The sequence below is a fragment of the Cognataquiflexum rubidum genome, assembly GCF_022538115.1.
Classification (GTDB): Bacteria; Bacteroidota; Bacteroidia; order Cytophagales; family Cyclobacteriaceae; genus Cognataquiflexum; species Cognataquiflexum rubidum.
On sequence record NZ_JAKZAL010000002.1, the window covers coordinates 47,376 to 62,966 of the forward strand.

Below are 15,591 nucleotides of genomic sequence, written 5' to 3' on the forward strand. Positions count from 1 at the left end.
ATCAACTTTATTTCTACCATATTTCCATGTATTTCTTTTAAATATTTCAGTTTATATCAACCTTATTTCAATTAAAAATCTCACATCTCACGTCTCATATCTCATGTCTTATAAAAATATGGAAAAAATAAAATCAACAACCGTAGTCGCCATCAAGCACAACGGGGAAGTAGTCATCGGTGCAGACGGTCAGGCTACCTTGGGTAATACTATTGCAAAAAGCACTGTCAATAAAATCAGAAAATTACAGGGAGGAAAAATCGTCACCGGATTTGCAGGTTCTACCGCTGATGCTTTTACACTTTTGGAGAAATTCGAGGAAAAACTCGGTGCCTATGGCAACAACATGAAAAGAGCTGCCGTCGAACTCGCCAAAGAATGGCGGACAGACCGCATGCTCAGCAAGCTCGAAGCCATGATGATCGTAGCGGATTCTGTGGATATTCTTATTATTTCAGGTAATGGTGATGTGATCGAACCGGATATGGAAATCGCTTCCATCGGTTCGGGAAGCATGTATGCCCAATCTGCCGCAAGAGCTTTGAAGAAATTCGCACCCCAACTTACTGCAGAAGAGATGGTCAGAGAAAGCCTCGGCATAGCTGCCGATGTCTGTATCTATACCAACCATAATCTGGTGGTGGAAAAAGTGGTGAAATAATTTCTTTTGGGTTTTTGCCCTTCGACTACGCTAAGGGACCTATCCTTCGACTACGTTCAGGCTCCAATGATGATTTATTGAGGGGGGAGAAGGGAAAGGGTGGAGCCCTTTCCCTTCTTCCCCTACTGTTTTTTCATTTAATGCGTTCCCTGAGTGAAGTCGAAGGGGTTTTTTTTGAATTTTTGTTTAAAATCTACAAAGTGTCGTAAATCTACCGGCATATTGATTTGATTACCATCCTTTCATGCGAGTTTAACAAAGTTGTCTTCAAGTTTTACGTTAAAGTTTATCTCTGCTTTCAAAGCTTTAAACACTTTCAAAATGGTATCAATTGTAGCACTGTTGGCACTGCTTTCAAGTTTGGAAATTTGGGCTTTTTGCACGCCAATAAGCTTCCCAAGTTCTTCTTGTGTCAAATTCCGTTCTTGCCTAGCTGCTTTGATCATTTTCCCCAAAACATCCATACGAAGTTCATATTCGTATTCGTCACGGTCAACTGTTCCTACTTTACCGATATACTTGTCCTTCATTTCGGCAAGCGAGTATGTCTTGATCTGTTTGGTTGCCATATGATTAATTTTTCTATTTGTTTCGAAAATAATTATCCTTTAATCTAATTGCTCGGTCGATTTCGCTTTTTGGCACTTTGTCAACCTTTTTTATAAAACCATGGGTCGCAACAACCAAAGTTTTTTTGTTATTTGATTTATCCCAAAAGGCAAGAAGCCTAATTTGAAGTCCTGCGTATTTTGTACGAAACTCCCAAATGTCATTTTGAAGTTTCTTTAAAAGATTTGGGTCATTGGTCTGTTCAGCAAGGTCAATATTGTAGAAGATTTTCTTGATGGTCCTAAGGTCAAGTCCTGAAATGAACTCGTTTGCTTCTTCTAAAAATTTTGTCTCGAAATACCTCATTCAATACTTGATAAACATTACAAAAATAAATAATGTTTCCATATCTAGAAACCTTAATACAGATTATTTCTCTCTGCTTTTAATTTCCGAAAGACCTTTTGAATGTGATTATTCAGAAGGTCTTTTTTGGTTTTTGGTAATTAATGTTTTCTAAACAAAAGCAACCAATCCTTTTCTAATCAAATACTTTAAGGGATCAAAATTAGCATTGTCTGCCTATTTCATTGCGTCAATGAAATTCTTTCATTTATACCTTTTTAGGTAATTTAACTCCAATGGTTATATCAAAACTTTTAACCGATCAACCTTTGCCTAGAGTTGTTTTCCATAAGTTTTTCCAAAGAGACTATATGAAAAGTCAGTATTTTTAACTGTCGTCTTTAGGTCATATGATTCAGCTAATTCCTTTATCTTAAAGAAAATGTCTTTATCCTGTTGGTTCCGTATTTTAAAGTAGATCTGATCACCGTCAAAGTCTATTTTGTCCAACATTTTTTCATCGTAGTTATTTTTTCCCACATAATTTAAATTATTATACCTGCGATAAGCTTTATATTTTTGAAAAACTTTAAACCTAGAGTGCCAAAAGGAATCTCCTCGATAATAAATGTCTATTGATTTCATTTCCCTCCAACTCTTTTTTTTCCCATTATACTCAATGTATTCTTGGTTGAAATTAAAGATGCCTGCAGGTATATATCTAAATCTTGCAATTAGACTCGTTAGAAAATTTAATCCCGTTAAAAAAATAACAGCAAATAAAACCATGGATTCTATTTTAAAGACAATAAAAAGGATGATACCAGTTAGAATAAAAAGAGTAAATGCGAAAGGAATAAATATAAATAATAGATAAAGGCGATTCTTAAATTTTATTGTCAGAAGTTTATTCATCGAAATCTTTTTTTCAAAATTGAACCAACCCCATAAAACTAAAATAATTTTTGATAATCCTGTTGGATTTGTGCTGCTTTTCTAAACTTCATGTCCCTTTTCTGGGTTATGTCTCCAGTAAACAATACCAACCATGGAAAAAGCACCCGCCAAGAAAACTGCCAAAGTAGATCAAAAGACAAAAATCATAACCGGATACGTAGAATACGTATTGGAACACGGTAAGCAACCGGCTTCGGTATTCAAATTTGCCAAGGAACTGAAGATGAAAGAAGAGGAATTCTATACCTACTTCACTTCATTCGAATCCATCAAATCGGCCGTTTGGGCAAAGCTTTTTGACGACACCATCGGAAACTTGGAATCTCAGGAAGTATTCAAAGAATACAGCGCCCGTGAAAAACTGCTTGGTTTTCTGTTCACTTTGGTGGAAGAACTCAAGAAAAACAGGTCATATCTGCTGTCTTTGTACGGAGGGAACAAAGGCATAAAGAATATCCTTCCTGTGGAAGTCAAAACTTTCAGGCATAAGTTCAAGGACTTTGCCAATGAGATCATTCTCGAAGGAAAAGAAACGGAAGAAATTGCGAGCAGACCGATCATTTCGGACAGATATGATGAAGCACTTTGGCCTCAGGTTTGGTTTGTATTCCAGTTTTGGATCAAAGACAGTTCACCTTCGTTCGAAAAAACAGACGCGGCCATCGAGAAATCCGTCAACCTTGCTTTTGACCTCATGGGCAAAAGTGCCATTGATTCCTTCATCGATTTTGCCAAGTTTTTGTACCAAAATAAGTAATCAGAAATACCATGGAAAGCAAAGTGAAGGAGCAACAGAGTATCCCAACATCCAAAGTACAGCGTGCCGCGAAGTTTATCAGTACAGGTGCCAAAGTTGGTGGCAATTACATGAAGCATTACGCCAAAAAGGTCGTCAACCCTTCGATGACGAATGAACAACTTCATACCGACAACGCAACAGACATTTATAATTCTCTGAGTCAGATGAAAGGCTCTGCCTTGAAAATAGCCCAGATGATGTCCATGGATAAAAACCTTCTCCCAAGGGCTTATCAGGACAAATTTACCATGGCACAATATTCTGCACCGCCACTTTCTTATCCATTGGTGGTGAAAACATTTCAGAAGAGTTTTGGAAAATCGCCGGATCAAATGTTCGATACTTTTACCAGATCTGCTGTAAATGCCGCATCCATAGGCCAAGTTCATCAGGCCACCAAAAATGGTAAAAAATTAGCCATCAAAATCCAATATCCGGGAGTGGCTGATTCCGTAACTTCAGACCTGAGACTCGTCAGGCCTTTTGCCTTGCGCCTGCTCAATATGAATGAAATAGAGCTTGATCACTATATGGGTGAGGTTGAGGAGCGTTTGATTGAAGAGACGGACTATTTATTGGAAGTTAAGCGGTCCAGAGAAATATCCGAGGCATGTGGACACATTCCAAATCTCAAGTTCCCGATTTATTACGATGACCTGAGTGCAGAGCGGATCATCACCATGGATTGGATCTCGGGAAAACATATAAAAGAATGGATGGACACCAACCCTTCCCAAGAATCCAAAAATCAAATTGGTCAGGCGTTATGGGATTTCTATCACCACCAAGTCCATAACCTGAAGCAAGTACACGCGGATCCACATCCGGGAAATTTTATCATCCAAGAAGGTGACCAACTCGGCATCATTGATTTTGGCTGTGTGAAGGTGATCCCCGAAGATTTTTACCAAGGTTATTTCGCCCTGATCAAAAAAGAACTGTTGATCAATCAGAAGGATTTGGACCAGATCTTCTATGATTTAGAATTCATTTCGGATAAAGACACAGAAACTGAAAAGTCCTTCTTCAAAGGAATATTCACGGAAATGATTTCACTTTTGGGGAAACCGTTCCACGTAGAAAAGTTTGACTTCGCGGACGATGATTTCTTCAATGAAATCTTCCTACTGGGAGAAAGAATTTCCAATGACAAGATGTTCCGAAAATCCAGACAAGCCCGAGGTTCCCGTCACGGACTTTATATCAATAGAACCTACTTTGGTCTGTACAACCTACTTAATCAGCTAAGGGCGGAAGTGAATACAACAAAACCTGAATGGTTAAAGTAGCCTGAAAGTAGGTAGGAATTTGTCCCCCTCTTATTTTCTTAATGCCGCTGTTTGGGTGAAAATCTCAAACGAATGAAAATTCATACCTGAATTTAAATGGGTAAAAAGGGTATCTTTCAGAGAAGCAGCTCAAAACAGGGATTGAATTAACCAAAGAAAATAAAAATAGGATGATGACAAATTTATCAATAGCAGCGCAACTTATAGTTTCAATTTCAATTGTAATTGTTTGGGTATTCCGTTTCGACAATATCGAAAAGGAATTTAAGGAATATGGGTTAAATTCTTTGATACGGTCGGCGGTGGGTTCTGCCAAAATAGCGTTGGCAACCTTACTAGTAGCAGGTATTTGGTACCCATCTTTGGTTCTTATCCCTGCGCTAATGATGGCTTTTCTGATGGTAAGTGCACAGTATTTTCACCTCAAAGTGAATAACCCTTGGCAAAAACGCATGCCTTCATTGTTCCTTTTGCTTCTGTGTCTTTTCATAGCGGCAGTTTCCCTCAATTTATTTGTTTGATGAGTATATTAAATGGTTTAGTGGTTTTCTCGAGTATCTCTTTTTTAATTTACGGTGTTTCTTATTTTTCTTCTCCAATAATGAAAAGCGAATTTGTTCGCTTTGGCTTGGAGAAATTCGGAACACTTACGGCAATTTTAGAGATTTTAGGAGGTCTGGGCTTATTTGTAGGATTGATGTTTCTTCCTTTTTTGTGGTTATCCTCAGGAGGTCTCGCTTTGTTGATGTTCTTTGGAGTAATCGCCAGACTGAGGGTTAAGGATAGGTTTTATGATATTTTGCCGGCATTATTTTTTTTAGCACTCAATTCATTTATATTTTTTGAATCGGTGAAAATGTAAGGAAATGGAATACGACAAAATTGATGGAGGTAATAATTAAATTCCAGATACAATGGATATTCAAAAAAGACCAAACTTAAAACCATAGAAAGCGACAAGGAATACCAAGCGGCTTTGAAAACTATCAAAATTTGATCTATTAATCTCGGATGAATATGAAGATTATATGGAAGTTTTATCTTTGGTAATAGAGAAATACGAAGAAGAAAAAGGGGTCAAAATTTGTTAAGATACGGTAAGCTTTTCCAAAGTTCATAACTTTGGAAAAGCTTCTAAAAGATTAAAATACTCACATCATAAAAAAAACACCTCTACTGACCGCGGAGGTGTTTTTGATTTCAGTTTGAATGATTTTATTTCCCTGAATAAGTGATCTTATAAATACAATTTGCCATATCATCTGATACCAACATGCTGCCATCAGGCATCTGAAGGACATCCACAGGTCTACCCCAGACATCCTGCGATGCATCATCGAGCCATCCTTCAGCAAAAACTTCCTGCTTTACCACGTTTTGGTTTGCATCCAGGATTACCCGGGTCAGGTTATATCCTGACTTTTTGCTTCTGTTCCAAGATCCGTGTTTGGCAAGGATGATGTTGTTTTTGTAGGCTTCAGGAAACTGATTTCCTGTATAGAACCTCATTCCCAAAGGTGCAGTGTGCGCTCCTAATTTCGCTTTGGGAGCTGTATAGGCAGATTTTTCTTTTCCTTTACTTCCAAACTCAGGGTCTTTGACATCACCTGCATGCCAATAGGGATATCCGAAGTGCATGCCTTTTTGGGGGGCGTGGTTAAGTTCGCAATCCGGCACATCGTCACCCATCATGTCTCGGCCATTGTCTGTAAACCAGATTTCCTTGGATGTAGGATGCCAAGCGAAACCAACGGTATTTCTGATGCCTTTGGCAAAAATCTCAGGTTGGATATTGGTTGATTTGACATCGATGCGCGTGATCGAGGCGAAGATTTCTTCGGGTTCGCAGATGTTGCAGGGAGCACCGATGGGCACATAAAGCAAGCCATCCGGACCAAAAGAGATGAATTTCCATCCATGATGCGCTTTGTCGGGAAACTTGTCATAGACCACTTCAAAAACAGGTTTATCCAGCGTTTTTTCAATATTCCTGAATCTTAAGATTCTACTGACTTCCGCCACATAAAGGTCGCCATCTTTGAAAGCAACACCATTTGGCATCCGCAATCCTTCGGCAAGGGTATATTTTTTATCAGCCTTTCCGTCCTTATTGGTATCGACCAAGGCATAGACATTTTTGCCCTGTCGGGTGCCGACGAAAATGATGCTGCCGTCCCCATTCATAGCGAGTGAGCGCGCGTCAGGGACATCTTCAGCCCAAACACTGATCTCAAATCCTGCCGGAAGCTTGATTTTTTCCAGTTGGATATCACTTTTTTTGTTGCTTTGGGCATTGCAGGACAGGTTGATGACTGAGAGGCAAAGCAGAAGGATTATTTTGCGCATGTTGGTTTTGGTTTTATCGGAATAGATATTCAATTTATGATAGATATTCATTGATATTGGATATTAATAGATATTAATCCTAAGGCTAACCTTTTAGAGTATCTTTAATTTTTTTTACCGCTAGTGGTTATATTGATTAGTTTATTTTAAGAAAACTGACAAAGGTTAAAAACCTTTGGCTGGTTTTGGATTACAAGCTACAAGTTATCGAAAATTAAAAGTCCAGACACTTTCCAAGTAATATTTGGAATGAAATCATTTATAAACGGGAGTTTGGTTATTTTTGCAGCATGTTATCAATTAATAATCTTTCTTACTTTATCGGAGGCCGGGCGCTTTACGAAAATGCCGCTCTCCATATCAAACCTAAAGACAAAATCGGATTGGTCGGTCTGAACGGAACTGGCAAGTCGACTTTGCTCAAAATCATCAACGGCGATATCCAACCGAGTTCAGGGGAAGTCCAAAAAGCGAAGGATTGTACCATCGGTTTTTTGAACCAGGATTTGCTTTCTTACCAATCAGAAGACAGTATTTTGGATGTGGCCTTGGAGGCATTCAAAGAGACGCTCCAACTCGAACAAGAAATAGAAAATGTGCTTCATCAGATGGAAACAGACCATTCTGATGAGATTATCAACAAGTTGGCGAGGCTGCAGGACCAGTTCGAAGCCAATGAAGGCTATACCATCAAGGCCAAAGCGGAAGAGGTTTTGGAAGGAATCGGATTCAATACAAAAGACCTTGGCAGACCGCTGAAGACTTTTTCCGGAGGATGGAGAATGAGGGTGATGCTTGCCAAGTTGCTTTTGGAAAAGCCTTCTTTGCTGATGCTTGATGAACCTACCAACCACTTGGATTTGCCTTCCATCCAATGGGTGGAAAATTACCTCAAAAATTATGAAGGTGCTGTTGTGGTGGTTTCCCACGATCAGGACTTTTTGGACAATTGTGTAGATATCACGGTCGAGGTGTCACATGGGTCGCTGACTTCCTACTCCGGTAATTATTCTTTCTACCAAGAGGAAAAGAAGGAAAGGATGGAAATCCAGCAAAATGCTTACGAAAACCAACAGCAGATGATCAAGCAGACGGAAAAGTTTATCGAGCGATTCCGTGCCAAAGCCACCAAATCCAATCAGGTGCAATCCAGGATCAAAGCCTTGGACAGACTTGACCGGGTCAATGAAGTGGTGGATGACAATATCTCTGTAAATTTCAAATTCAAATTTTCGCAGAAGTCAGGAAGGGATGTGGTTGTTTTGGACCACGTATCCAAAGCATATGGGGATTTGGTGATCTTGAAAGACACCACCGCAAGGATCGAAAGAGGGGATAAGATCGCTCTGATCGGAGCCAACGGAAAAGGTAAATCCACGCTTTTAAGGATTGTCGATGGTACCGAACCGATCAAAGGAAAGCGCGAACAGGGACACAATGTCATCAAGTCTTTTTATGCGCAGCACCAGTTGGAGGCTTTGAATGTCGACAATGAAATCCTTCAGGAAATGGTGCAGGCAGGTTCCAAAAAAACCGAAACCGAACTCAGAAATGTGTTGGGTTGCTTTTTGTTTACCAATGAAGATGTTTTCAAAAAAATCAAAGTCCTTTCCGGAGGTGAAAAATCCAGGGTTGCTTTGGCCAAAACCATGATCTCAGAGGCCAACTTCCTGCTTTTGGATGAACCAACCAACCACCTTGACATCCAGTCTGTCAATATCCTGATCCAGGCGATGGAGCAATATGAAGGAACTTTCATCACTGTTTCCCACGACAGGCATTTTATCCGTGGTGTGGCCAACAAAATCTGGTACATCGAAGAAAACAAGATCAAAGAATATCCGGGAACCTATGACGAGTTTGTATATTGGAAATCCCAACAAGCCGCATTACCTGCTGACACCAAACAGGATTCCAAACCAAAACAGGATACCCGAAAAAAGGAATTGAGTATCACGGAAGTGAACGAAGCAAAGAAAAACCTAAAGAAGAAAGAACAGGAACTTGCTTTGATTGAGGAAAAAATCCTTCAGATTGAATCCAAAAAAGCAGAATTGGAAAAGAAAATGGCCGATCCGGTCGTTTTTTCAGACAATAAAAAAATGGAGGAAACCAATCAGGCATATCAAAAACTGAAAAACCAGGAAGCCGAACTCAATCAAAATTGGGAGACTTTGGTAGAGGAGATTGGTTCTTTGCAGGATACCGCTTCTTTGGCATAATTTTTTATATTGTTACTGAAAACCAAAGCCCATGCGTAGTTCGATCGCCGTTCTGATTCTTCTTTTCACTTTTTCTTCCTCCCTTTTTGCTCAAAAGGTTTTTGAAGACAGGGTATTTGAAGAGAATATCCAATCCGTAAGGATATTTCCTGCCTCCGTTGAATACGAAGCGCAGATGAGTTCTCCGGTGATCGAGTTGAATGGCGGCATTCCAATGAAGCTTGTATTTGATGATTTGGCCTATGATCCGGATATGTATTCGGCCAAGATCATCCACTGTAATTTTGATTGGACACCCTCTGACCTCAAGGAACCCGAATACCTTGTCGATTTCAATGAATTCAACATCTTGGATTTCAGCTATTCCATTGACACCCGGATTCCCTACCTCCAATACAATTTTATTTTGCCCCGCGTCACCAAATCCGGTAATTATGCCATCATGGTGTACCGAGGAAGGGATCAAAAGCAGGTAGTGTTGACCAAAAGGTTTATGGTTTTCCAAAGAATCCTAACCGTAGCTGCCAAGGTTGTGCCACCAAGTCAAACAGAAAACAGACGCGCTGTCCAGCAAATCAATGTCAATATCAATTACAAGACGCGGGAATTGTTTGATCCCAAAAACAACCTGAAAGTCATGATCCGGCAAAATCAGCGTTGGGACAATACCAAGTTATTGAAAACCCCGACAATGATCCGCGAAGACATCAAGCTGATCGAATACCAGCTTTTTGATGGGAGCAATACTTTCTGGGCAGGAAATGAATTCAGGTTTATCGACTTGAGGTTTGTCAGGTCTAGAGGATTGGGTGTCAAAGCCATCAAGATGGAGGAAGATGTGGTCTATGCTGAGGCCGGGATCGATAAACCAAGACCACAGGGCGTCTATTCTGAATACCTTGACTTAAATGGGCAATATGGCATTATGAATCTTGAGCGTAGGAATTACGAACTGGAAAGCGAGTATATGCTCGTGACTTTTAATCTGGAGGCGGAACCAGGGAATGAGGTTCCCTATGTCATAGGCGCCATGACAAAATGGGGAAATGACCCAACTTCCAAAATGGTTTATAATAAAGCCACCAAAATTTTTCAATCCACTTTACTGCTAAAGCAAGGTTGGTACGATTACCAATATGCTTATAAAACTGCTGAGGGTTGGAACATGACGCCTTTTGAGGGGAATTATTTCGAAACCGAAAATGAGTACGAGATTCTCATATATTTTCGAGACATGGGCTCGCGGTATGACGAACTTATCAGCTACACCAACCTCAATCCAAATAAGAGGAGGCTGTAGGGATCAAAAAGTTTAAAGGTTTGGAAAGTTTTAATGTTGGTGGAACAGTTGAGTTTTTTTGAAATGATGTAAATTTCCTCATCTTACGAAGTATAATAAACCTTCTGCCAACAACAATCCAATGAAAGCCCAAAGCATAAAAGTAAAACCACGTCTAATAAGTGGCCTTTTGGCAGCAATATTTTTTACCTTATTATTTGGCTGCAAAAATGAAAATACCGGCCAAACTGAGGTGAATAAGCTACCCAATATCGTCATCATTTATCTGGATGATTTGGGATATGGTGATCTAAGCGCTTACGGTGCCACCGAATTGCAGACTCCTCATATGGACAGGTTGGCCAATGAAGGTATGAAGTTCATCAATGCTTATGCCACCTCCGCCACCTGTACGCCTAGCAGGTATGCTTTGCTCACAGGAATCTATCCCTGGAGAAATGAAAATGCCAAGATTTTGCCCGGTACCGCCCCCTTATTGATTGGGGTTGATCAGATGACGATACCAAAAATGTTGAAGTCCAAAGGTTACCACACAAGCATTGTAGGCAAATGGCATTTGGGATTGGGTGAAGGAAATATGGATTGGAATCAGCGCGTTTCACCCGGACCCAATGAGGTTGGGTTTGATTATGCCTATATCATGGCTGCGACGCAGGATCGAGTACCGACTGTCTATATAGAAAATGGGCTTGTAGTCGGTTTGGAAGCGGATGATCCCATTTTGGTGGATTACGACAAAAATTTTGAAGGTGAACCGACGGGTTTGGATAATCCTGAACTGATCAAAATGAAATGGCATCACGGCCATAACAACAGCATTGTCAACAGTATTCCCCGGATCGGTTTTATGAAAGGAGGAGAAAAAGCCAAATGGGTAGATGAGGATATGGCAGACCATTTTCTGATCAAAGCTCAGGAGTATATCCGTGAAAGGAAAAATGAAGAAAATCCATTTTTCCTCTATTTTGCCATGCAACAGCCACATGTACCAAGAACTCCGCACCCAAGATTTGTAGGCACTTCGGGCATGGGACCTAGAGGCGATGTGATTTTGGAAGCAGACTGGGCCATTGGAGAATTGCTGAAGACTTTGGAAGAAGCAGGAATTTTGGAAAATACCTTGGTGATTTTTTCTTCAGACAATGGGCCTGTTCTGAATGATGGTTACTATGATGAAGCCGTCGAGAAAATAGGAAATCATAAACCCGCAGGAATCCTGAGAGGTGGGAAGTACAGTCTTTTTGAGGCGGGAACAAAGGTTCCTTTTATGACCTATTGGAAGGGGAAAATCAAACCTGGGGTTTCTGAGGCCTTGGTATCACAATTGGACTTGTTCGCTTCTCTGTCCAAGCTTGTAGGAAGTGATATGGACACTGAAGACAGCAAGGACATGCTGGCAGTCCTGATGGGAGAAACAGATCAGGGAAGAGAAGAATTGATTTTGGAGGCTACCACCAAAACAGCCCTTCGCAGCGGGGATTATATCATGATACCTCCTTACAAAGGACCTGCAGTAAATCAATCTGTCAATATAGAACTGGGAAATGACCTTCAATATCAACTCTATAACCTCAAGGCAGATCCAGGCCAAAAAAACAACATTGCTGCGGCAGAACCTGAAATGCTTGAGAAATTGAAGAAAAGATTTGAAGAATTGAGGGGTGTCGGAACAGGAAATATTGAACAATTGGAATTGAAGTAGGCTGTAGCATCAGGCTAGGATCTTTAAGTCCGGGGATAGATTTTCCGGATTTTTTTTATTTCGAATTGGGCGAGTCAAGTTAAAACATTGGGGCCATCAGAAGTTCGTTGAATTTTTGGTTTTTTCAAAAAAATAGGGGCCAAAAACAGAGTACTCTCATCCTCTGTCAATGACCCCTTCAGGAAAAGATTTCCTGATTTCTTAAATGATTGCCTTTCTACAAAAATGTAATGGGACAATCGGGAAGATGGATAATTCCATCTTTTTATATTGTTCTCCAACCTTTAAACCCAACGATCAGGTGCAGTCTCTAGCGGCTGCAGGAAAAGGAAGGATCAGCTCCAAATCTGATTACCTATACCGGGTTTTTTTGATAAAACCATTTTAATACTTTAAAATCCAAGAAGTTTCTGCCGATTCTATTTTGGCTTTTTCAAGGGCTTTGGCAGCAGATTTATAATCTTTATACTTTCCTACAGCGATTCGATAATTTTCGGTTTCGTTATTAGGGAAGATTATCCAAACAGCTTTTCCTTTGTCTATGAATTTTTGAGCCTCTATCCTTGCTGAAGTTTTATCCGGAGACGTTGCTACGATCACATAATAATACGGGACCTGTTCCTTTTCAATGACTATGCTGAGTTTGGAGTGGCCGAGCTTAGAATCACTGAAAAAATCAGGTGTTTCTTCCGCTGTAGTAGCTTCATTTTCAACATCTTCCGACTCCTCGGATTCAGGATCCGAAATTTCAGCCATATCAGCCGCCAGTTCTTCTGAAATCGGGTTAAGTTCAAAATTCAAACCTTCTATATAATCTCCCTCAGAAAGGGCCTTGATCTCAAACTCTAGGACCTCTTGGACTATTTTTGCCTGCAAGAAATCCAGCTGTGCGGGATCAATTTCCAAGGTGTATTTTCCCGGAAGGAGGGAGAAGGTATAAAATCCGCCATCGGAGAAAGTCCGGATTGTTTCCAAGAAATCTTTCGATCCTACTTTTTTGAGAAGCAACCTCAAGCCTCCGATACCCTGTTTTTCTCCGTTTTTGTTGATGATTGCCATACCCTCTATCGTTCCTGTGCGGTACAAAGGGACATCTATTTGCTTGTATCTGTTAGGTTCTGCCACGAGATTAAAGCTCGTCACCTTTGGGGCAAGTGATGGGTCCGGCAGGGAACTGATGTCAATGGTCATCTTGTAAGTCCAATAGCTTTGCATCTGCGACATCCTCAATATTCCGTCAGAACCAAGTACCATGTTTGCGGACCGGTCTAACTGAACCGCTTTTGCTGGTACTATTTCTTCCCCTTCATCATATTTTTCGTTGTTGTTTTGGTCGACAAACATCCGGACTGAAATTCCTGATCTTCCAATTTGATCCCTGTTTGAAGGTAAAATCATTTTCCCTGCAGGATCGTAGGCCAATGAACCACTGAAACTTTGCCTTGCAGCATAGGATTTACCCCGTTTGTTAAACTGGGAAGAAGTACGGATTGCATTGAAATCATACAAAAAGCCGACCTGCAGCTGACCCTGTTTGTTTATCATGTCTCTTTCATATCCCAAAGTAAATCGCCCATGCTTGAATAAAGTCTGTGAAAACAAGGTGTTCCAAGCGATAGGTTTGTTTCCTTTGACATCATACCTCATCTGCCCTCTGAAAAATATCCCTCTCACAAAAACAGGCAAACTAGGGCTTCTCGGCAATGAATAGGTTAGTGAGGAGGTGAGTAGACCTTTGGTATTCCATGATTCGTTTTCGCTCAGATTGAAGTTGCCGGCGATGTCACCCCGGTAATTGAACCTTGTGCTGACCCGACCTATCTGGGTATTGAAATCTGCCTGAATATTGGATCTGAAGCCACCTTCAAGCCAGATTTTTTCTCCGGAAACCCTGATTCCCGTAAATCTTCCAAAAAGCTTGAATGGTAAAAACACGTTCAGGTTGGCATCCCTGATCTGATTCTCTCTTGTAAATTCGCTGCTGCCGACGTACTCGGTGACCTGAGTGCTGATATTGACATTGTTGGCATAAAACACACTTCCCGTGGCCCTGTAATACCTGTCAGGCAACACATCTACATTGAATAAATATTGTTGAAATATGCGGGTCGATATACCATATACATGGTACATCTTATTTTCTCCAAATGGGTTTCCATAATCTATCCCCGCCCGTACGGTCACGGAATTGGATAAGCCTATAGCCACATCTCCGTGGGTGGCCCGGTTGTCTGACAGGCTGTCCAGACTATTTTGGACAAAGCCGGTTTGAATGTTATAGGTGACAAATCCCTTGGGAAGAAATGTAAAAGGAATCTGAAACTGACGGTCTTCGGTAATGACTTCCCCATTGGGAGTATATATCCTGATGGTCAGGCGGGTGGTACCAAAGGAGATCGGGGCATTGAATCTGTAATATCCCACCTCATCCGCTCGGGAAAAATCTACGAGCTGACCTCCGATCAATAACTCCACTTCCGAATCTGCTTCCGTGTATCCATCAATGATAAACACATCAAGTTCCTGACGGGGAACTACCGGATTGTTGCTGATCGATATCCCGGTGAGGGCCAAGCTATTTGTCTGACTGCTGGTATTGATCTGTCCTGCGGTGATTGTGGTGAGCAAAACATTTTTTTCAGGCTTCATGGCACCCGGCAAAACATACCGCCATCTCAGGCCTGAATAATCGATATCGATGTTTTTTCCGTTTTGGTTGCCTGCAATCGCCCCTTCAAAATCCCCTCCGAGCAATTCCATCCCGGTTCTTAGCTGAAAGGAAGTATTTGTTCCCTGATCGGTTTTGTCAAAATTCAAGACATAGTCCATTAATCCCAAACTTAAAAATTTTCTTTCCCTGTCATAAAGCATGGGGACAGACTCATCCGTCTTGTTGTTGGATTGAAGATTTTTTCTGAGCATCTCTCTTTTCTGCCTTTCCTCCACAGGAAGCGGATATTGTGCCGTAAAGGAGGCAGATAGATTAAGGATATTCACCGTAAACTGGAGACCAAAAATTCTAAGGTAATAATCAGGGTGGAAATAAAGGTCTGTATCCCCCAGGAAAAATTTGTCAGCGGGTAAGGTTTCTTCCTTACCGTTGATCATGATTTTATTTTGTATCGGATCTATGGACCAGGGATTTTTTTTGTCAGGAAAAACGCCGCTGAGCCCTTTGCCGGAGCTGAGACGTTCGTTGGGGATATATAACAAACTCAATACTTCACCAACCGGCAAATAGGCCTTATCTCCAAAAAAGAGTGCGTTCAAATATACTTGTCCGGTCGAAGGATGGGAAAGAATAAGCAAAGCTTCTCCATCAGGTTCTTGCTGGGCTTGGATCGGGTTGGAAAAACCCAATAAAAATAACAGCAATAACACAAGCTTGGTAGGCTTTGAAATCTTCCACAAATATGTTGTG

General features: G+C 40.8%; 13 protein-coding genes. 8 read left to right on the plus strand and 5 right to left on the minus strand.

Going from position 1 to position 15,591, the window contains the following annotated elements; all coding sequences use genetic code 11:
• Positions 1 to 118: 118 nt before the first annotated feature.
• Positions 119 to 661 (plus strand): ATP-dependent protease subunit HslV, encoded by a 543-nt coding sequence (gene hslV, locus MMU05_RS02540; protein ID WP_241140097.1) that lies wholly within the window; start codon positions 119 to 121, stop codon positions 659 to 661.
• Between the two features lie 242 nt (positions 662 to 903).
• Here the strand turns inward: hslV and MMU05_RS02545 are convergent, their stop codons facing one another.
• From MMU05_RS02545 to MMU05_RS02555, 3 genes are all read right to left on the minus strand, one after another.
• A complete protein-coding gene (locus MMU05_RS02545) occupies positions 904 to 1,230 on the minus strand; it encodes a helix-turn-helix domain-containing protein (RefSeq protein ID WP_241125723.1) in 327 nt (108 codons plus the stop codon).
• A 13-nt stretch (positions 1,231 to 1,243) separates the two neighbouring features.
• Complete coding sequence (locus MMU05_RS02550) at positions 1,244 to 1,576, minus strand: type II toxin-antitoxin system RelE/ParE family toxin (RefSeq protein WP_241140098.1); 333 nt, start codon at positions 1,574 to 1,576, stop codon at positions 1,244 to 1,246.
• Positions 1,577 to 1,888: 312 nt separating this feature from the next.
• Positions 1,889 to 2,470: a hypothetical protein gene (locus MMU05_RS02555; protein ID WP_241140099.1), complete on the minus strand. Its 582-nt coding sequence runs from the start codon at positions 2,468 to 2,470 to the stop codon at positions 1,889 to 1,891.
• A 133-nt stretch (positions 2,471 to 2,603) separates the two neighbouring features.
• On the opposite strand from MMU05_RS02555, the gene MMU05_RS02560 reads away from it, so the two are divergent.
• The 4 genes from MMU05_RS02560 to MMU05_RS02570 all read left to right on the plus strand — a co-directional run bounded on the left by MMU05_RS02560 (position 2,604) and on the right by MMU05_RS02570 (position 5,462).
• Positions 2,604 to 3,269: a TetR/AcrR family transcriptional regulator gene (locus tag MMU05_RS02560; protein ID WP_241140100.1), complete on the plus strand. Its 666-nt coding sequence runs from the start codon at positions 2,604 to 2,606 to the stop codon at positions 3,267 to 3,269.
• 11 nt (positions 3,270 to 3,280) lie between these two features.
• Positions 3,281 to 4,600 carry an ABC1 kinase family protein gene (locus MMU05_RS02565; protein ID WP_241140101.1) on the plus strand — a complete coding sequence of 440 codons (1,320 nt, stop codon included), beginning with the start codon at positions 3,281 to 3,283 and terminating at the stop codon, positions 4,598 to 4,600.
• 173 nt (positions 4,601 to 4,773) lie between these two features.
• Entirely contained in the window at positions 4,774 to 5,121 is a 348-nt protein-coding gene (locus tag MMU05_RS23140; RefSeq protein WP_418884459.1) for a DoxX family protein, read from the plus strand.
• A complete protein-coding gene (locus MMU05_RS02570) occupies positions 5,040 to 5,462 on the plus strand; it encodes a DoxX family protein (RefSeq protein WP_241140102.1) in 423 nt (140 codons plus the stop codon). The genes MMU05_RS23140 and MMU05_RS02570 overlap by 82 nt, the downstream gene beginning before the upstream one ends.
• A gap of 353 nt (positions 5,463 to 5,815) precedes the next feature.
• Here the strand turns inward: MMU05_RS02570 and MMU05_RS02575 are convergent, their stop codons facing one another.
• Positions 5,816 to 6,946 carry a PQQ-dependent sugar dehydrogenase gene (locus tag MMU05_RS02575; RefSeq protein ID WP_241140103.1) on the minus strand — a complete coding sequence of 377 codons (1,131 nt, stop codon included), beginning with the start codon at positions 6,944 to 6,946 and terminating at the stop codon, positions 5,816 to 5,818.
• Positions 6,947 to 7,236: 290 nt separating this feature from the next.
• Here MMU05_RS02575 and MMU05_RS02580 point away from each other — a divergent pair, with 290 nt between their 5' ends.
• The 3 genes from MMU05_RS02580 to MMU05_RS02590 all read left to right on the plus strand — a co-directional run bounded on the left by MMU05_RS02580 (position 7,237) and on the right by MMU05_RS02590 (position 12,170).
• A complete protein-coding gene (locus MMU05_RS02580; RefSeq protein WP_241140104.1) occupies positions 7,237 to 9,168 on the plus strand; it encodes an ABC-F family ATP-binding cassette domain-containing protein in 1,932 nt (643 codons plus the stop codon).
• A 31-nt stretch (positions 9,169 to 9,199) separates the two neighbouring features.
• A complete protein-coding gene (locus tag MMU05_RS02585; protein ID WP_241140105.1) occupies positions 9,200 to 10,468 on the plus strand; it encodes a type IX secretion system plug protein in 1,269 nt (422 codons plus the stop codon).
• 121 nt (positions 10,469 to 10,589) lie between these two features.
• Complete coding sequence (locus MMU05_RS02590; RefSeq protein ID WP_418884456.1) at positions 10,590 to 12,170, plus strand: sulfatase family protein; 1,581 nt, start codon at positions 10,590 to 10,592, stop codon at positions 12,168 to 12,170.
• Positions 12,171 to 12,554: 384 nt separating this feature from the next.
• Here the strand turns inward: MMU05_RS02590 and MMU05_RS02595 are convergent, their stop codons facing one another.
• A complete protein-coding gene (locus MMU05_RS02595) occupies positions 12,555 to 15,581 on the minus strand; it encodes an SPOR domain-containing protein (protein ID WP_241140106.1) in 3,027 nt (1,008 codons plus the stop codon).
• Positions 15,582 to 15,591 lie beyond the last annotated feature (10 nt).